The 15,308-nt window shown below is 62.8% G+C and carries 22 protein-coding genes and 1 pseudogene; 7 read left to right on the top strand and 16 right to left on the bottom strand.

The window, feature by feature from the left end:
- Positions 1-327: 327 nt before the first annotated feature.
- Positions 328-939, bottom strand: coding sequence for a TetR/AcrR family transcriptional regulator (locus NKJ72_RS21780; protein ID WP_352479322.1), 612 nt, complete (start codon positions 937-939; stop codon positions 328-330).
- 103 nt (positions 940-1,042) lie between these two features.
- On the opposite strand from NKJ72_RS21780, the gene NKJ72_RS21775 reads away from it, so the two are divergent.
- From NKJ72_RS21775 to NKJ72_RS21765, 3 genes are read left to right on the top strand one after another with little or no spacing between them, the layout of a single operon-like run.
- Entirely contained in the window at positions 1,043-2,053 is a 1,011-nt protein-coding gene (locus tag NKJ72_RS21775) for a zinc-dependent alcohol dehydrogenase family protein (RefSeq protein ID WP_352479321.1), read from the top strand.
- A 51-nt stretch (positions 2,054-2,104) separates the two neighbouring features.
- Complete coding sequence (locus NKJ72_RS21770; RefSeq protein WP_352479320.1) at positions 2,105-2,551, top strand: OsmC family protein; 447 nt, start codon at positions 2,105-2,107, stop codon at positions 2,549-2,551.
- 17 nt (positions 2,552-2,568) lie between these two features.
- Positions 2,569-2,955 carry a nuclear transport factor 2 family protein gene (locus NKJ72_RS21765; RefSeq protein WP_352479319.1) on the top strand — a complete coding sequence of 129 codons (387 nt, stop codon included), beginning with the start codon at positions 2,569-2,571 and terminating at the stop codon, positions 2,953-2,955.
- A 103-nt stretch (positions 2,956-3,058) separates the two neighbouring features.
- Here the strand turns inward: NKJ72_RS21765 and NKJ72_RS21760 are convergent.
- Together NKJ72_RS21760 and NKJ72_RS21755 are read right to left on the bottom strand one after the other, a co-directional pair.
- A pseudogene (locus tag NKJ72_RS21760) lies at positions 3,059-3,574 on the bottom strand (OsmC family protein).
- A gap of 54 nt (positions 3,575-3,628) precedes the next feature.
- Positions 3,629-4,054, bottom strand: a complete 426-nt coding sequence (locus NKJ72_RS21755) for a GFA family protein (RefSeq protein ID WP_352479318.1) — start codon at positions 4,052-4,054, stop codon at positions 3,629-3,631.
- 191 nt (positions 4,055-4,245) lie between these two features.
- Between NKJ72_RS21755 and NKJ72_RS21750 the strand changes: the two genes are divergently transcribed.
- Positions 4,246-5,280 carry an AraC family transcriptional regulator gene (locus NKJ72_RS21750; RefSeq protein ID WP_352479317.1) on the top strand — a complete coding sequence of 345 codons (1,035 nt, stop codon included), beginning with the start codon at positions 4,246-4,248 and terminating at the stop codon, positions 5,278-5,280.
- A gap of 61 nt (positions 5,281-5,341) precedes the next feature.
- Here NKJ72_RS21750 and NKJ72_RS21745 read toward each other — a convergent pair whose 3' ends face one another.
- Complete coding sequence (locus tag NKJ72_RS21745) at positions 5,342-5,953, bottom strand: LysE family translocator (protein ID WP_352479316.1); 612 nt, start codon at positions 5,951-5,953, stop codon at positions 5,342-5,344.
- Positions 5,954-6,039: 86 nt separating this feature from the next.
- Positions 6,040-6,459: a nuclear transport factor 2 family protein gene (locus tag NKJ72_RS21740; protein ID WP_352479315.1), complete on the bottom strand. Its 420-nt coding sequence runs from the start codon at positions 6,457-6,459 to the stop codon at positions 6,040-6,042.
- A gap of 160 nt (positions 6,460-6,619) precedes the next feature.
- Between NKJ72_RS21740 and NKJ72_RS21735 the strand changes: the two genes are divergently transcribed.
- On the top strand, positions 6,620-7,549 hold the full coding sequence (locus tag NKJ72_RS21735) for an AraC family transcriptional regulator (RefSeq protein ID WP_352479314.1): 930 nt from the start codon (positions 6,620-6,622) through the stop codon (positions 7,547-7,549).
- 38 nt (positions 7,550-7,587) lie between these two features.
- On the opposite strand, the gene NKJ72_RS21730 is transcribed toward NKJ72_RS21735, so the two are convergent.
- From NKJ72_RS21730 to NKJ72_RS21695, 8 genes are all read right to left on the bottom strand, one after another.
- Positions 7,588-7,926, bottom strand: a complete 339-nt coding sequence (locus NKJ72_RS21730; protein WP_352479330.1) for a YkgJ family cysteine cluster protein — start codon at positions 7,924-7,926, stop codon at positions 7,588-7,590.
- 50 nt (positions 7,927-7,976) lie between these two features.
- A complete protein-coding gene (locus NKJ72_RS21725; protein ID WP_023722752.1) occupies positions 7,977-8,141 on the bottom strand; it encodes a hypothetical protein in 165 nt (54 codons plus the stop codon).
- Between the two features lies 1 nt (position 8,142).
- A complete protein-coding gene (locus tag NKJ72_RS21720) occupies positions 8,143-8,550 on the bottom strand; it encodes a hypothetical protein (protein ID WP_254820653.1) in 408 nt (135 codons plus the stop codon).
- Positions 8,550-8,777, bottom strand: coding sequence for a hypothetical protein (locus tag NKJ72_RS21715; protein WP_352479329.1), 228 nt, complete (start codon positions 8,775-8,777; stop codon positions 8,550-8,552). The genes NKJ72_RS21720 and NKJ72_RS21715 overlap by 1 nt, the downstream gene beginning before the upstream one ends.
- A 467-nt stretch (positions 8,778-9,244) precedes the next feature.
- Positions 9,245-9,454: a cold-shock protein gene (locus NKJ72_RS21710; protein WP_010915421.1), complete on the bottom strand. Its 210-nt coding sequence runs from the start codon at positions 9,452-9,454 to the stop codon at positions 9,245-9,247.
- An 84-nt stretch (positions 9,455-9,538) separates the two neighbouring features.
- A complete protein-coding gene (locus tag NKJ72_RS21705; RefSeq protein ID WP_352479313.1) occupies positions 9,539-9,724 on the bottom strand; it encodes a hypothetical protein in 186 nt (61 codons plus the stop codon).
- Positions 9,725-9,956: 232 nt separating this feature from the next.
- A complete protein-coding gene (locus tag NKJ72_RS21700; protein ID WP_352479312.1) occupies positions 9,957-10,748 on the bottom strand; it encodes an SDR family oxidoreductase in 792 nt (263 codons plus the stop codon).
- 67 nt (positions 10,749-10,815) lie between these two features.
- Positions 10,816-11,277 (bottom strand): RidA family protein, encoded by a 462-nt coding sequence (locus tag NKJ72_RS21695; RefSeq protein WP_352479311.1) that lies wholly within the window; start codon positions 11,275-11,277, stop codon positions 10,816-10,818.
- A 97-nt stretch (positions 11,278-11,374) separates the two neighbouring features.
- On the opposite strand from NKJ72_RS21695, the gene NKJ72_RS21690 reads away from it, so the two are divergent.
- On the top strand, positions 11,375-12,226 hold the full coding sequence (locus NKJ72_RS21690) for a LysR family transcriptional regulator (protein WP_352479310.1): 852 nt from the start codon (positions 11,375-11,377) through the stop codon (positions 12,224-12,226).
- On the opposite strand, the gene NKJ72_RS21685 is transcribed toward NKJ72_RS21690, so the two are convergent.
- Entirely contained in the window at positions 12,154-12,996 is an 843-nt protein-coding gene (locus NKJ72_RS21685; protein ID WP_352479309.1) for an SDR family NAD(P)-dependent oxidoreductase, read from the bottom strand. The two genes, NKJ72_RS21690 and NKJ72_RS21685, sit on opposite strands and share 73 nt — an antisense overlap.
- 83 nt (positions 12,997-13,079) lie before the next feature.
- Positions 13,080-13,748 carry a glutathione S-transferase family protein gene (locus NKJ72_RS21680; RefSeq protein WP_352479308.1) on the bottom strand — a complete coding sequence of 223 codons (669 nt, stop codon included), beginning with the start codon at positions 13,746-13,748 and terminating at the stop codon, positions 13,080-13,082.
- 147 nt (positions 13,749-13,895) lie between these two features.
- Between NKJ72_RS21680 and NKJ72_RS21675 the strand changes: the two genes are divergently transcribed.
- Complete coding sequence (locus NKJ72_RS21675) at positions 13,896-14,075, top strand: CsbD family protein (RefSeq protein ID WP_352479307.1); 180 nt, start codon at positions 13,896-13,898, stop codon at positions 14,073-14,075.
- 63 nt (positions 14,076-14,138) lie between these two features.
- On the opposite strand, the gene NKJ72_RS21670 is transcribed toward NKJ72_RS21675, so the two are convergent.
- On the bottom strand, positions 14,139-15,269 hold the full coding sequence (locus NKJ72_RS21670; protein ID WP_352479306.1) for a metallophosphoesterase: 1,131 nt from the start codon (positions 15,267-15,269) through the stop codon (positions 14,139-14,141).
- Positions 15,270-15,308 lie beyond the last annotated feature (39 nt).

Below are 15,308 nucleotides of genomic sequence, written 5' to 3'. Positions count from 1 at the left end.
GGCATGGACTTCTAAGAAGTCTATAAAGCACGCCCATGAACTCACGTTGCTCAAGCCCGCAAGCGGGCTTGAGTGGCGGCATGGACTTCTAAGAAGTCCATAAAGCACGCCCGTGAACTCACGTTGCTCAAACCCGCAAGCGGGCTTGAGTGGCGGCATGGACTTCTAAGAAGTCTATAAAGCACGCCCATGAACTCACGTTGCTCAAGCCCGCAAGCGGGCTTGAGTGGCGGCATGGATTTCTAGTCCAGCCCATCTACCTTCAGATACGAAAAGGGCGGCCGAGAGGTCGCCCTTTTTGTTTGCTTTGCTTAGCGGTTTGCCCGCTCAGACGGCGGCGTCAATCCGCCGCGAGGGTGAGATTTTGGCAGGCAATGCACCCTCAATCAGCGCCGCGACTTCATCGGCTACTGCCAGCACAGGGGCACGGTCGTGGGTGGCGCGTGCGATCACCATCAACCCTTCCAGCGATGATTCGACCAGCAATGCGAGCGCGTGCGCGCGGCGCTCGGGCACCCCTGCCCTGACGAAGGCGGCCCTGAGCAAGCCTATCCACTGCTCGAAAGCCGAGCGGCACAATTCGGCCAACTCCGGCATGTCTGCCGGCGAGTCCAGCACCACGGGCGCGATCGGGCAACCGAGCGTGAACTGATTGTCTTCCAGCATGCGCGCGACCGACTGGTAGATGTGGTGGACAGCCACCGCCGGGTCCTTTTCGGCGGCGAGCGCGGCGCCCAGCCTCTGCGTCACCTCGTCGACGCTGTCGCGCGTCACCTCGATGACCAATTGGTCCTTGCCGCCCGGAAAGTGGAAGTAGAGCGAGCCTCTAGGCGCACCCGAGGCGCTCAATATGTCATTGAGCGAAGTGCCGTGGTAGCCGCGCTGCCTCAGCAGCCGCGCCGTCGTCTCGATCATGCGGGTGCGGGTGTCGTTCGCCATGTCAACCTCTGTCAGGAGTGAACACTATAGGCCTTGGGTCGAATATAGCAATCGGTCTACATAATATGTAGATCAGTCTACATATTCGGGAGAGAAAGCCGATATGCGCAGTTATCGCCTTGAAGGAACCGGCGGAATCGAACGCCTGGTGAGGCGCGACGAGGCGCAGCCGGCGCCGAAGCAACACGAGATCGTCGTGTGTGTGCGCGCCGCTTCGCTCAACCGCCGCGACACGATGATCCTCAACGGCACCTATCCACTGGCGCCACGCCAGGGCGTTATCCCGCTGAGCGACGGTGCCGGTGAAGTCGTTGCCGTCGGCGATGCCGTCACCCGCTTCGCCGTCGGCGACCGCATCACCGGCAGCTATTTTGCGCGCTGGATCGACGGCCACATCAATGCCGGGCTGATCGACCAGCTCGGTTGCACGCTGGACGGGATGCTGACCGAATACGCGGTGCTCGATGAGCAATGGGCGGTGCGGCTTCCCGATCATCTCGACTGGCATCAAGCGGCGACGCTGACCTGCGCCGGCCTGACCGCCTGGAATGCGGTGACGGCGGCCGAGATGCCGAAGCCCGGCCAATGGGTTCTTGTCATCGGTTCAGGTGGCGTCGCGCTGTTTGCGCTGCAATTCGCCAAGCTGCTCGGCTGCCGGGTCGTGGCCGTCAGTTCGCGCAGCGAGAAGCTGGACCGGCTGCGGGCGCTGGGCGCTGACCTCGTCGTCTCGACAGCCGGCATGCCGGAATGGGGTGCTGCGGTGCGCGAGCAGACCGGCGGCATCGACCTCGTCGTCGAGACCGGCGGCCCGCCGACCTTCGCGCAATCGATGATCGCCTGCGCGCTTTACGGGCGCATCGTGCTTCTCACCATACAGGATGCGAAAGGCGGGACGGTGCAGATCCCCGGCCCGGTCTACCAGCGCAGCCTCGCCACCATCAGCCGGCTGTTCGTCGGCAATCGCACCAACCTCGAAGCCATGCTGCGCGCCATCTCGGTGCATCGGCTTAAGCCCGTCATCGACAAGGTGTTCGCCTTCGACGAGGCCCAAGACGCCTACCGCTATTTCCAGCAAGGCGACGTCTTCGGGAAAGTGGTCGTCGACGGCGCCTGACTGGTTCACCCCCAAAATTCGATCGAGCCTCAAACTAAAAGGAGAGACGCAATGACCATTCGTGAAGCAGAAGCTCAATGGCAGGGATCGTTGAAGGAAGGTTCGGGTCGGCTGAGGCTCGGTAGCGGCGTCTTCGAAGGTGCCTACTCCTTCCCGTCGCGTTTCGAGAACGGTCCCGGCACCAACCCGGAGGAATTGATTGCGGCGGCGCATGCCGGCTGCTTCTCGATGGCGCTAAGCGCCATTCTCGGCCGCGAAGGTTACACCCCCGCGCGCATCCACACGATCGCGAAAGCGCATCTCGGCGCCACCGCGGCCGGACCGACGCTGACCCGTATCGAGCTGGAGACGGAGGCAAGCGTCGCCGGGCTGGCGGCGGGGGATTTCGAGCGGCTGGCGCAGACGGCCAAGGAGAGCTGCCTCGTATCGCGGGCGCTGGCCGGCGTCGCCGTGATCACGCTCACGGCCCGCCTCATCGAAACCGCTACTGATCACTGAAGGGAAAGGAATATGCAATGACACAGGAACTCATCATCGACATCGCCGCGGCCAAACGCTCCGCCGAAACGGCCGAGATCATGCGGCGCTACAACGACGTCTTCAAGCGCCACGACCCATCGGCGCTCGACGATCTGGTGGCGGAAGACTGCGTGATCGAGAACACCACGCCGGCCCCGGACGGCGGCCGCCGCATCGGCAAGGGCGCCTGCGGCGAACTGTGGTCGGCGATCGCGACCGGACCCGGCACGCGCTTCGACATCGAAGAAACCTTCGTCGCCGGAGACCGGGCGACGATCCGCTGGCGCTACTGGATGGCCGACGGCAATTCCATCCGCGGCGTCAACCTGATGCGCGTCAAGGACGGTCGGATCGTCGAGGCGATGGGCTACGTGAAGGGATAACGCTTGGCGCGACAAAGCTGCATTCAGCCAAGCTGCATTCAGTGAGGCCGCGCTCAGGCCCAGCCCGGAACCCCAAAGTTTTAGGATTCCGGGCAGGTCGTGGTTACCGCACGACTTTGTGAAGCTTCACGAAGGTCTTGGGACTGCGCTGGATCGTCTGGAAGATCACGCAGTAGCGATCGGTGAGCTCGAGCAGGTCAGTCAGCCGGTCTTGCGCAACGTCGGTCTCGATGTCGAACCGCAGGCGGATCTCCTTGAAGCCGACCGGCACACCTTCGGTGACGCCGAGCGTGCCGCGAAGATCGACGTCGCCCTAGGCGGAGATTTCGGCCGACTTGATCGGTATTTCGAGGACGGCGGCCGCCGCCCTCATCGAAACGCCGGCGCATGCGACAAGGGCTTCCAGCAGCATGTCGCCGGAACAAAGCTCCTGTCCGCTGCCCCCGGCCTTCGGATGGATGCCCGCCAGCGCGAGCCCACGTCCTGTCTCGACCTTGCAGGTGACCTTGGAGTCGTCGGCACTGCCCTTGGCCTTCAGCGTAAGAAGTGCCGCGCGCGCATCCTTGCGATAAAGATCCTTGATCGGCTCCTGCGTGGCGCGAAATGTCGTGATGTCCATGCGTATTCTCCTGTCGTGAGATGTGGCTGTTGGAAATCGTGTGTCATTGCCGGGTTACTCCGGCACGCTCACGCCCGAGCCCCCGAGTTCGGCGGGGAAGTCTTTCAGCTTCGGCAATCCGTCCTTCATCGGCAGGACCGTCTCGGCGTAGTTGATGTGAACCCCCGGCGTGAACTTCACCGTCGGTATCGTGGCCGCATAGACGTCGACCAGTCCGAGCGGCGGATGATCGGTCATCAGATGGCCGCCGCACTTCGTGCAGAACTGACGGTCGCTCATGTTTGACTTCTCGAAGCCGGACAGGAACTCCTCGCCCTTGGTGACCTTGACGTTTTCCGGCTTCCACAGCGTGAAGGCGTTCACGGGAGACGCCGACCACGAACGGCAGGAACTGCAATGGCAGTAGCCCATCGCCTCGGCCGCTCCGTGCACTTCGATTTCCACGGCGCCGCAAAAACACCCGCCCTTATGTACCGTCATGACTTAGATCCTCATTTTTCTTGAGTTCGACTGCGCTCAGCAGCTGATTTGAGACAGAACTCAGCACCGACGGGTGTAAAGCTTCCGGCAATGAACGGAATGACGGGGCGTCCGCCTTACTTGACAGCGCGTCCGGAACTCGAAAGGGATGTCGCGCCGGGTTGCCGCGCAACTTACGGGATATGGATGGAATGGCCGGGGACGCTCTGTCTGACCTCTTGAAAAAGGTGCGTCTCACCGGCGCGACATTTTTCGACATCGCGGCCCAGGACCCCTGGGCGGTCTGCTCGCCCTCCCCCGCCTCGATACTGCCGAGGATACTGCCGGGCGCGGATCACCTGATTTCCTACCACGTGCTCACGGCCGGCCGCTGCTTCGCCCGCATCATCGGCAAGGAGGCGATACCCGTGGAGGCCGGCGAAGTCGTGGTCTTCACCAGGAGCGATCCGCATATTATGTCGAGCAATCCGGCCCTGCGCGCGGATCCGCCGACCGCGGATGTGCTGGATATCGCCGCCGCCAGCCAGACACCGTTTCCCATCAACTACGTCAAGGACGGATCGCTGTCGGCCCGGCTGGTATGCGGCTATCTCGCTTGCGATGCGCTGCCCTTCAATCCGCTGCTCGAAGCGCTGCCGCCGGTCATCAAGGCCGGAGACGTGAAAGGCGACGGCGGCTGGCTCGGCCAGTTCATCAAGCTGGCGGTGTCGGAGGTCGCGGAAAAGCGTGCGGGCAGCGAGACGGTTCTCACCAAGCTCAGCGAATTGATGTTCGTCGACGTGCTGCGCCGTTATGTGGAGTCGCTGCCGCCACAACAAACCGGCTGGCTGGCGGGCCTGCGCGATCCGCATCTGAGCAAGGCGCTGGCGCTGATCCACGACCGGCCGGCGCACAATTGGACGGTGGAGGCGCTGGCGAAGGAGGCCGCGCTGTCGCGCACCGTGCTGGCCGAGCGCTTCACCAGGCTCGTCGGGATGCCGCCGGTGCACTATCTCGCCAAATGGCGGATGCAGATTGCCTCGGAACTGCTCAGCACCGGCAACAGCAACGTCGCAAACATAGCGGCGGAAATCGGCTACGAGTCCGAGGCGGCGTTCAGCCGTGCGTTCAAGAAGATGATCGGCGTCCCGCCATCGGCCTGGCGGCTGGGTGTTCGCGCTGCTCCCGGTTTCGGAGGCGGCGAGGCTTCCGAAACCGCAGGCGGGCCGGCCGATCCGCAGCGGTAAGCAATTCCAGGAAAGGTGTGAAAACGGTTTCCCGTCCGGAATTGCGTCAAAAGAGCGAGAGCTACCGGTCCGCTAGCGCCAGTTTGGCGCCGAGCATGACAAAGGCTCCGGCGAAGGTGCGGCGCATCCAGGTCAGCACCTTTGGCCGCGACACGACATGGCTGCGGATTGACGCCGCGAAAACGCCGTAGCCGACAAAGACCGCGAAGGTGAGCAGCATGAAGACGCTGCTGAGTTCCAGCATCTTCGACAGCGCATGCGGTTCGGTGGTGCTGACGAATTGCGGGAGGAAGGCAAAGAAGAAGATCGACAGCTTCGGATTGAGGATGTTCATCAGAATGCCGGAGGCGATCACTTTGCCGGCGGATCGCGGCGCGACATCTTCGTCGACGCTCAGGCCGCCCTTCTCCTTCAGCGTGTTCCAGGCCATGTAGAGAAGATAGGCGACGCCAAGATATTTCAGCGTTTCGAAGGCGACGGCGCTGGTGTGCAGCAGTGCCGCGAGGCCGGTGATGGCGGCCGCCATGTGCGGAATAATGCCGAGCGTGCAGCCGAAAGCGGCAATGATGCTGGCGCGCGCACCACGCGAAAGCCCGGCGCTCAGCGTATAGAGAACGCCGGTGCCGGGCGAAGCCACGACAATCAGCGACGTCAACAGGAATTCGATGCTCACGGATGGTCTCCCGGCGTTGGCCCTGCCGCCGGCAGCGTAATCAGCGAAACGTGCGGGCACAAGCCAGCCTCAGAGCCTATGCGCATTCAGATCATGCTGTTGGCGTGCAGCTTGCTATCGGCGATGGGCTGCCGAACTTCCCAGTGTTCGACGAGCTTGCTGTCCTTCAGCCTGAAAATGTCGACAATGGCCAAGCCCTCCTCTTCGGGTTCACGTTTTGCGTGCATGTGCACGATGACGAAATCCCCTTCGGCAAAAATCCGCTTCACCTCTCCCCTCACGAGGGGAAATGACTGTTTGAGCTGTTGAAGATAGGTTTTGAAGCCGTCCGCACCATCCGCAATGTTCGGATTGTGCTGGATGTAGCGTTCGCCAAAATGCATCGAAGCTGCTTCGATGTTGCCCTGGTTTACTGCTTTGTCGATGAAGTCCAGGACGATCGTCTTGTTGGTCTCGAGCGAATTAAAGCTCTTGGCTGGAACTGGATTTGATGGTTCGTCACGCATGTTTTTGCTCCGTGGGGTGCCTGCTTTTGCCTGGCATGGACAGGAGTCCGCAGGCCGATATTGCCAACATGATCAGCCACGCTTGTGAGATGGTCGATACGCTATTCGCCTGGATTCTTATCCAATCGTCTAATATCGTCATCTGGTTCATCGTCGGAGGATGGTTCTCATGGACGCCTTGTCCGAAGTTCTTGCTTCGCTGCGATTTGGCAGCGTCATGATCGGCAGCGCGACCCTGCATCGGCCATGGGGTATTTCAGTCGATCCGACAAGGAATGCCGCCATCCACGTCATACAGAACGGCGAATGCTGGTTGCGCCTAGCCGGTGAAAAAGAGCCGATCCGCTTAGGCGAGGGAGACGTCATCCTTGTCGCGAGCGGTATCGGGCATGCCCTTTGCAATCCGGCGGATGCACCGACGGCATCGATATCCGCCGTCCTTTCCGCAAATCGGAGCGGACCGGAACCGAAAAGCGAAAGCGGCGCGACAACTCTTCTTTGTGCGAGATATTCACTCGACGGCGTCGGGCCATATCCGATGGTTTCGCTGTTTCCTCCGCTGATTCATTTGACCCGGTATCAGATCGACACCAGCGAGCCGCTGCGGCTTGCCCTGGAACTTCTGCAGGTCGAAGCGAAAGGCAATCTCGGCGGCCACGACATTGTCGCCCCACGCCTTCTCGACAGCACGTTGATCTTCTTGTTGCGTGCCTGGATCGAACATCAGCCACTCGGAACAGGGGGATGGTTTGGCGCCCTGCGCGACAAAGGCATTGCGCAGGCCTTGCGCCTGATCCACGAGCGGCCGGGCAATCCCTGGACCATCGCTTCCCTTGCCAGCGGCGCGGCACAGTCCCGAGCCACCTTCGCGCGTCGCTTCGCTCAACTGGTGGGACAGCCGCCGCTGTCCTATGTGACTCGATGGCGGATGAATCTTGCCGCCAAGGCTCTGCGGGAAACGAACCAGAATATTGGCGAGATCGGGCGCGCCGTCGGATATGAATCGGTGCCGTCGTTCTCGCAGGCATTCAAACGATTGACCGGACGATCGCCCGGCCTCTACCGCAGCGACTTTCGATCATCCGACTGAGGAAATTTAAACTGGGGACGCCAGCCCGTGTGCTGTCATTACAGCGTCGGCAGTCCGTGAGCCCGGCGCGCCATCAGGCAGTCGTCATCGCCCGGCATGCACGCGCGGCAGACGTCGGGACGGATCTCGTAGATTCCGCAGGCGGTCGACTTGCCGACTTCGCCGCACAGTGCCGAACAGCGCGCGCCGTCGCAGCGCATGCCGGCTTCGTCGGCAGCCACGTATTTTTGCGGGATAAGGTCGAGCTGAGCGTCGTCCTCGGTTGAAAAGCGCGGCCATCTTGATGAGTAGGCGCAGCAGGCGCCACAAGTCTGGCAATCGAAGGCAACCGGGTCGGCGCCCTCTTGTGGCGACGAAGAATCCTCTGCGACCGCCAAGGCAAGCAGCCTTGGCGCCGATTTCCGGCCGGCATCTTGCTGCAAGGGCGCTATTTCTTCTTCGGCTTGCGCGGCGGCGCTTCGGCCGGCGACCTGAACAGATCGGTGCCCGCTTCGGCGGCTTCGCCGGTTTTTGGCGCGGCGGCCGGCTTGGCCGGCTTCACGGCGGCAGCAGGTGCTGCCGGTTGCCCCTTGGCGGAAAACTTGATTGCCATATCAATCCTCGTCAGAGAAACGCGATGATGGCGCGTTCGGATTGCGAAGGCGGCCGATGAGCGCCGAAACGGCCGTGATGTTCATTTCTTCGGGCGACCAGTTCCTGGCCTCCTCGATGTGCCGGGGGGCCAGCTCGCGATGCGTGCTGCCGCTGTAGGCGGCGTCCTGAAAGGTCACGCGCTCGTGCGTCTTGGCGTTTTCCCGGACGTATTCGATCAGATAATTGGGGCATTCGGCGCGGCCGCGCACGCCGAGCCGCACCTGGGCATCGCCGTGGACACGCCGGCAGCGCTCGAGCTTTTCGAGCACGCGCCGGACATATTCGACCGGCTTGTCGAGTTCGCCTACGACATCGGCAATGGTCGAATCGGCGGCGATCGCCTTTTGAGGCACACGTTTGGTGGCCATCAGCGTTTGCCTGCGCGTTTTGGCGAGGCCGCGAGCGCAGCCGTTGCCGCGATGTCATCGGCTTCCTTTTCCAGCCGCAGTTCGCGCAGCCGCGCGGTCTTGGCTTCGCGGGCCTGGCTGACGGCATCCCGTTCGGAATTGATGCGGTCGAGCGACATCGACTGGGTCCGCGTCTTGCTGAAGATGGATTCAGCCTGGTCGCGGGTTTTTTTTGAAGTTTCGGTCAAGGTCTTTCTCCCGGTTCGGAGCGCGCCGCCCAAAAGGTGACGAGACTGGTCTTTCGGCCAGGATCCCGCACAAAGCAATACGGCAGCCGGTTTCAAATTGCTGGGAATTCTACTCTGACGGCCATCTGATGGCGCTTTCCGCGCTTCCGGTGCTCACGGGCCCAAATGTCCGCTGCGCTCCGGTTCTCGAAACCACCACCATATGACTCGCCAGAGCGAATTTCGAAACAGCCTCTTAGCACGTCCGGGCCGTCGAGCAGCGCTCTTTCGGCGGTCGAAGCGCAAAAATGAAAAAGGCCAGGCACCGCCTGACCTTCCATGAGAGCGCCTGCGCATCCCGAGAGACGCGCAAAGAGACGCTCTTCTCATGCGCATGAACTGGGGACTTAGCCTCCCGCGATCATGCGCTGGAATTAGCCTCACCGGTGCCAGTACATCCGTGGTCACCGGTGAGGCTGAATTCCGTTTTACGCCGCCTTCAACTGGTCGGCGGACATCTTGCCCGACTTGTTGTCGCGGACCATCTCGTAGCCAAGCTTCTGGCCCTCGACGATGTCGCGCATTCCGGCGCGCTCGACGGCTGAGATGTGGACGAAAACGTCGGCAGAACCGTCGTCAGGCTGAATAAAACCAAAACCCTTGGTGGCGTTGAACCATTTAACTGTGCCTGTGCTCATAACGAACCCTTTCCATGGCAAATATTCGTTCGTCGTCATGCGGATGCACAACAACGTTTGTCTCGATATTGATGGGGAAGTTCGTCAAAGGCGCGCCTTGGCACGCGGATAACAAAAGTCGGTCAAACAAACATCGACAAAGTTCTTATAGACTTCTTTGCGCGCCGTGTCAATTTTTTGATTTGCGACACTCGCGGAGACGCGCGTCAGCGACCGGCGCGCCGGCAAATCCGACAGCAAAAGCCGGGCTATTGCCTGCCAAAAAACCACTTGGAGCTCTTTGTTTTCGCGCAATTCCGGACGGAAAATCGTTCACACTTTTCCGGGAATTGCTCCAGCCGGGAACCATTTTGGCGCCGGGGCATTTTTTCGGTGTCGAAAAGCCTTTCTCGAAAGAGCGATCTTGAGAAAGGCGGACGACAAACAGGACGCCCCCCGCGCAGATAAAAGGCACGAGGGGCGTTCCTGTGTGATGCGACCGTCCCGCCGCTGCTCCTGCTCCTCACAGCATGCCGCGGCTGAGCCCACCATCCACCGGCAATGCCACGCCGGTGACATAGGCGGCGGCGTCGCTGGCCAGGAACGCGGCAACAGCGCCGAATTCGGCGGGGGTGCCGTAGCGCTTTGCCGGGATCTCGGCCTGACTCTCGGCGGCGATCACGGCGGCGTCGACACCCCTGTCGGCTGCGTCCATGGCGTCGAACTCTTTCGTCCGGTCCGTCGCAAAACGGCCCGGCAGCAACAGGTTGACGGTGACGCCGTCCGCCGCCACTTCGCCGGCCAGCGTCTTGGCCCAGCCGGCGAGCGAGGCACGCAGCGCATTCGAAGCGGTGAGGCCGGGGATAGGCTCGCGGACGGATGTAGAGGAAACGGCGATAATGCGCCCCCAGCGCCGCGCCCGCATGCCTGGCAGGAAAGAAATGGCGATGCGCATCTGGCTCAGTACCATGCTGGTGAACTGCTTCTCCCAGACGCTCGCATCGAAGACGCTGGCCGCGAAGGGCGGCGGGCCGCCGCCATTGAGCAGGACGATGTCGATCCGCTGCTGCTCGTCCTCGACGGCACGGATCAGTCGGGAGACGCTGTCGTTGTCCGAGAGGTCGGCGCTGAAGGTCGAGCAGATGTGGCCGGCGGCGTCGATCGCGCGCCGTGCCGCATCCAGGGTCGCCTCCCCTCGTCCGACCAGGATGATCTCGGCACCTTTCGCCGCGAGCGCTTCGGCAACGCCGAAACCGAGGCCCTTGCCTCCGCCGAGAACCAGCGCCTTCCGTCCCTCAAGATTTGCACTTATCAAGCCAAGCCTCCTCCTGGTTCGACTGCGTAGCCTCGGGTCAGGCCCGAGGGCATGCTTTGGGGGTGCATCAGCGGACATGCACGATAGCGTCGGCTTCGACCGGAACATTGGCCGGCAAGCCGGCCATGCCGAGCGAGCAGCGGGCGTGCTCGCCACGCCCGCCGAAAACATGGAGCAGAAATTCGGATGCTCCGTTGCCGACCTCCGAATAGGCCGAAAAGCCGGCCGCCGCATTCACATAGACGGTCAGCTTGGCGAATTTCACGACGCGGTCGAGATTGCCGTCCAGTTCCTTGTCCAGCCAATAGACGACGTTGGCCGCGCAAAGCCGGGCGGCGTTGCGCGCAGCAGCCAGATCGATCTCTGCGCCAACCTGGCCGATCGCGGCGATCTCCTGCCCGATCTCGGGAATCTGACCGGAGACATAGACGATGTCGGCGACGCGAACCGTCGGCGAGAACGGCAAAGCAGGCCGCTCGAGCGACGGCCAGGCGACACCGAACTCCTCAAATCTTCTTCTGTAGGACAAGGTGGCTGCTCCTGTTTTCATTCGTGCGAGCAGACCTTGAATTCAGATCGGGCTTTCGGATAGCCTGATAGTGCTGACACAGCTATCAGGAATTCTTATGACCGGAGATATCGACGTCAGACTGCTGCGCGCCTTCGTCACCGTGGCCGATACCGGGACGGTGAGCCGGGCAGCCGATCGGCTTGCCCGCACCCAGGCGGCGGTGAGCATGCAGCTTCAGCGCCTCGAAGGCGAAGTCGGCGCGGAGCTGCTGCACCGCTCGCCGCGCGGCGTGACGCTGACCGAGGCCGGCGAGATCCTGCTCGCCTTCGCCCGCAAGGCCATCGCGATCGGCGACGATGCCAGGCGTGAGATAGAAGGCCGCAGGCTGGTCGGCCGTGTCCGGCTGGGCATCGTCGAGGATTTGGCGGTAACGCGGCTGCCGTTGATCATCGCCGACTTCCGGCGCCGGCATCCTTCCGTGGAGATCGAACTGACATCGGCCAGCAGCAGCGATCTCAGCAAGTCGCTGGGCGAAGGAAAATGCGACATCGTCATGGCCGATCCGGCGCGCTTCACAATGGCGCCGCGAGGCCATCTGTCGCGACAGCTGGTCTGGGCGGCAAGCCGCATGATCGAGATCGACGACGAGGTCGAGCTGCCGCTGATCATCTTCGAAGGCGCCTGCTCCTGGCAGGACAGGATGCTGGCTTCGCTCGCCGCGGCCGGGATCGGCTGGAAGATCGGCTGCCGCGTGTCGACCTTTGCGACGCTGATCTCGGCGCTAAGGGCCGGGCTTGGCATCGGGCTTCTGCTGCAGGAGGGGCTGCCGCCCGATTGCCAAAGCCTCAACGGACGCTTCAACCTGCCGCCGGCGCCGACGGCGGATTTCGGCGTCTACCTCGCGAGGGACCCGTCGCGGCTGGTCGAGGAATGTGGCGATTTCCTGCGGGCGGGATTTGAGGCGTAGCGAAAAGATCCGACGCCGTTCATCGTTCCTGGTCGGTCGGGCGGATGACGATCTCGTTGACGTTGACGTGTGGCGGCTGGCTCACGGCGTAGAGAATGGCCGCGGCAATGTCCTCGCAGCGCCTCCATTGCGGCAAGCCGCTTGTCCAGATCAGCCTTGAACGCCGGATTGGTGATGTGGTCGCCGAGCTCGGTGCGCACCAGGCCGGGCTCGATGACGGTGACGCGAACCTTGTCGGCGTAGACTTCGCGACGCAGCGATTCGGAAAAGCCGACGACACCGAACTTGGTTGCTGCATAGCCGCTGGCCCCCGGATTCGCGACACGGCCCGCGACCGACGAGACGTTGACGATGTGACCCTTGGCGGCCCTGAGATGCGGCAGCGCCGCCTTGGTGACCCCCATCAGCGCCAGCAGGTTGAGCTCGACCATGCGGCGCCAGTCGTCGAGCACCGCTTCGGCGGCGGGCGACAGAAGCATCACCCCGGCATTGTTGACGAGGATGTCGAGGCGGCCCCATTCGGCGACAACCTTGTCGACCATGTCGGTGACATCATCGTTGCTGGTGACGTCGGCCTCGATGCGGAGCGCCGCGCCGCCGGCCATTTCGATACGCGCGGCCAGCGCTTCGAGGCGATCGGCGCGGCGTGCGGCAATCGCCACCTTGGCCCCGGCGGCGGCCAAAGCCGCAGCCGTCGCCTCGCCAATGCCCGACGATGCGCCGGTAACGAGCGCGAGCTTGCCGGCCAATGCGGAAGGAACAGATATCATTGTGAAGTCTCCGAGGCCCCAGCCGGATCTTCAGATAGGCCGCGGGCGGCGAAGTGGAAGACCAGCTTGCGGGTTGCTCGGCTCTATTCGTCTGGGCCGGGCTCCGGCCAAGGCTCTTTCGCCGCCTCGGCATACCACTGGCGCATCGCCGGCATCGAAAGCACGGCGTCGACATAGGCGCGGGTATCGGTTGCCAGCGTGCCGCCATAGGTGTCGAACCGGGTGACGACCGGCGCGTACATGGCGTCGGCCGCGGTGAAATGGCCAAACAGGAACGGGCCGCCTTTGCCGTATTTTTCGCGGCATTCGCGCCATAGCTCCTCGATGCGCGCCCCTTGTGCCTCACCTTCGGCGTCGAGCGGCTTGTGGCCTTTTGGCCGGCGCAAATTCATCGGCCAGCCATAGCGGACCTCGCGAAAGCCGGAATGCATCTCTGTCGCCGCCGAGCGGGCCAGCGCGCGGGCGCCGATGTCGGCCGGCCAGAGCTTTTTCCCGGGAAACAACTCGGCGAGGTATTCAAGGATGGCAAGGGTTTCCCAGACGATCCGGACCTCGCCATTCGGCAGCCGATGGTTCAGCACCGGCACCTGGCCGGTCGGCGATATCCTGGCCAGATTGGCCGCGGTCTCGGGCGTGCGCAGGCGCACAAGACCTTCCTCGAACGGGATCTCCAGATGCTTCATCGCCAGCCACGGCCTCAGTGACCACGACGAAAAACACTTGTTGCCGATGAAGAGCGTGAATTCAGCCATTGTCCCTCCGGCCCCTGTCTGTTCGGCGTCCTGGTGCACCCTATCCTGTCGGCTTCGCGACCGGAAGCTATGCCAATCGACGGGCAGAACCCGGAACCTAAGCGATCCGGGACCGTTTCTCCAGGCGAACGGATCAGGAGATGCGAGATGGTGAACAAGGATCAGGTTGCCGGCGTTGCCAAGCAAGCCAAGGGCTCGGTCAAGCAGACCGCCGGCAAGGCCACCGGCAACAGGCGCACCGAGGCCGAAGGCGACGTCGACAAGGCGACCGGCAAGATGCAGAAGGCTTACGGCGACGTGAAGCACAAGGTGAAGAAGGCGCTTTGACGCCGACGCTTCGCAAACCAGAAAAAGGCGGCTCGGCCGCCTTTTTTGGGCCTCTCCTGCCCGTCAGAAAGTCAGACTTTTGCTGTACGCATTGGTGAAGGCGACCTCGCCATGATCTCCGGCGGCTTCGCCCAGAACCACATCCATGCTGCTGCCGGTCACCCGCGCCAACGCAAAGCCGCCCATGAAGGCAGCCTTCGGCTTGAACAAATCGAGCCCGTCACGGTGATAGATCATCGGCGTCGCGTGCTGGTGGCCATGGAAGATGCCGACGACGTTGTAGCCCTTCAGCACGGCCAGCAGCGCCTGCCTGTCGGCTTCGCTCCACCAATGCGGCGGACCCTTGCCGTTGTCGTCGAAGGTTTTCTCGGCGGCGTCCCATCTTTCGATCGAAAAAGTATCCCAGCCATAATGCTGGAACAGGATGACCGGGCGGCCGTCGCCGGCATAGGTCGCCAGGTCCTGCTTCAGCCATGGCAGGCTGCTGACTGCGCCATGGCCGGTATCGCCCGCAAAACGGTGCGTCTGGACAAGATGTAGACCGCCCCAATCCCATGAATAGCAATCGGTCTCGAGATCGTAGTTGGTCGCCGGCGCGGGCGGCTTGAAGAAAACGCCGGGGCGGTGATTGACCTCGACGTAGTCGCGCATTTCGCGGCGGTACCAGTCGACATGCGAGCGCGGGCCGTTCTGGTCGAGGTCGTGATTGCCGAGGCCGACATAGACCGGCATGTGCACGCGGTCGGGGCCAACGCCCTGCTGGTAGCGCTGGCTGAACTGGAGCAGCTGCGTGCCTTCGCTGGGCTGGGTGATCTGGCCGCCACCATCATCGGTGATGTCGCCGCCAACGACGAGGCCGAGCGGCGTGCCGATATTGCCCGTCGAATGCAGACCGGTGGCGACGCCGTTGATTTCAGCTGGCCATTGCCTGTCACCGACGCCGTTGAGCGCGGCGACATTGCGCAGCAGGGCGGCGTCGGTCTTGCCCTCCTGCTCGCAGTGCGGGCTCAATCCGTTCGCCATGCGGCAGGCATGGACATCAGCGATAAACAGGAAGGTGGCGTCGATCGGCGGAATGCGCTGCCCGGTCTGGCCGAAGGCCGGGCGCGAAACGGCGCCGGCCGCGGCAACGGCCGCTGCCTTCATCAGGAAACTGCGCCGGGAGACCGGTCGGGCGGAAATACGATGCATCATGCGCTAAAATTCAGCACGACGCGAACCGGCAGTCCAGTT

Source organism: Mesorhizobium sp. M0045 (genome assembly GCF_040323385.1).
Classification (GTDB): Bacteria; Pseudomonadota; Alphaproteobacteria; order Rhizobiales; family Rhizobiaceae; genus Mesorhizobium.
This window is presented reverse-complemented; position numbering and strand designations above follow the sequence as displayed.

Bases quoted from the DNA above. Each gene is read 5' to 3' on its own strand.
- NKJ72_RS21780 (WP_352479322.1), bottom strand. From the start codon at position 939: ATGGCGAACGACACCCGCACCCGCATGATCGAGACGACGGCGCGGCTG.
- NKJ72_RS21775 (WP_352479321.1), top strand. From the start codon at position 1,043: ATGCGCAGTTATCGCCTTGAAGGAACCGGCGGAATCGAACGCCTGGTG.
- NKJ72_RS21770 (WP_352479320.1), top strand. From the start codon at position 2,105: ATGACCATTCGTGAAGCAGAAGCTCAATGGCAGGGATCGTTGAAGGAA.
- NKJ72_RS21765 (WP_352479319.1), top strand. From the start codon at position 2,569: ATGACACAGGAACTCATCATCGACATCGCCGCGGCCAAACGCTCCGCC.
- NKJ72_RS21755 (WP_352479318.1), bottom strand. From the start codon at position 4,054: ATGACGGTACATAAGGGCGGGTGTTTTTGCGGCGCCGTGGAAATCGAA.
- NKJ72_RS21750 (WP_352479317.1), top strand. From the start codon at position 4,246: ATGGCCGGGGACGCTCTGTCTGACCTCTTGAAAAAGGTGCGTCTCACC.
- NKJ72_RS21740 (WP_352479315.1), bottom strand. From the start codon at position 6,459: ATGCGTGACGAACCATCAAATCCAGTTCCAGCCAAGAGCTTTAATTCG.
- NKJ72_RS21735 (WP_352479314.1), top strand. From the start codon at position 6,620: ATGGTTCTCATGGACGCCTTGTCCGAAGTTCTTGCTTCGCTGCGATTT.
- NKJ72_RS21725 (WP_023722752.1), bottom strand. From the start codon at position 8,141: ATGGCAATCAAGTTTTCCGCCAAGGGGCAACCGGCAGCACCTGCTGCC.
- NKJ72_RS21720 (WP_254820653.1), bottom strand. From the start codon at position 8,550: ATGGCCACCAAACGTGTGCCTCAAAAGGCGATCGCCGCCGATTCGACC.
- NKJ72_RS21710 (WP_010915421.1), bottom strand. From the start codon at position 9,454: ATGAGCACAGGCACAGTTAAATGGTTCAACGCCACCAAGGGTTTTGGT.
- NKJ72_RS21690 (WP_352479310.1), top strand. From the start codon at position 11,375: ATGACCGGAGATATCGACGTCAGACTGCTGCGCGCCTTCGTCACCGTG.
- NKJ72_RS21685 (WP_352479309.1), bottom strand. From the start codon at position 12,996: ATGATATCTGTTCCTTCCGCATTGGCCGGCAAGCTCGCGCTCGTTACC.
- NKJ72_RS21680 (WP_352479308.1), bottom strand. From the start codon at position 13,748: ATGGCTGAATTCACGCTCTTCATCGGCAACAAGTGTTTTTCGTCGTGG.
- NKJ72_RS21675 (WP_352479307.1), top strand. From the start codon at position 13,896: ATGGTGAACAAGGATCAGGTTGCCGGCGTTGCCAAGCAAGCCAAGGGC.
- NKJ72_RS21670 (WP_352479306.1), bottom strand. From the start codon at position 15,269: ATGATGCATCGTATTTCCGCCCGACCGGTCTCCCGGCGCAGTTTCCTG.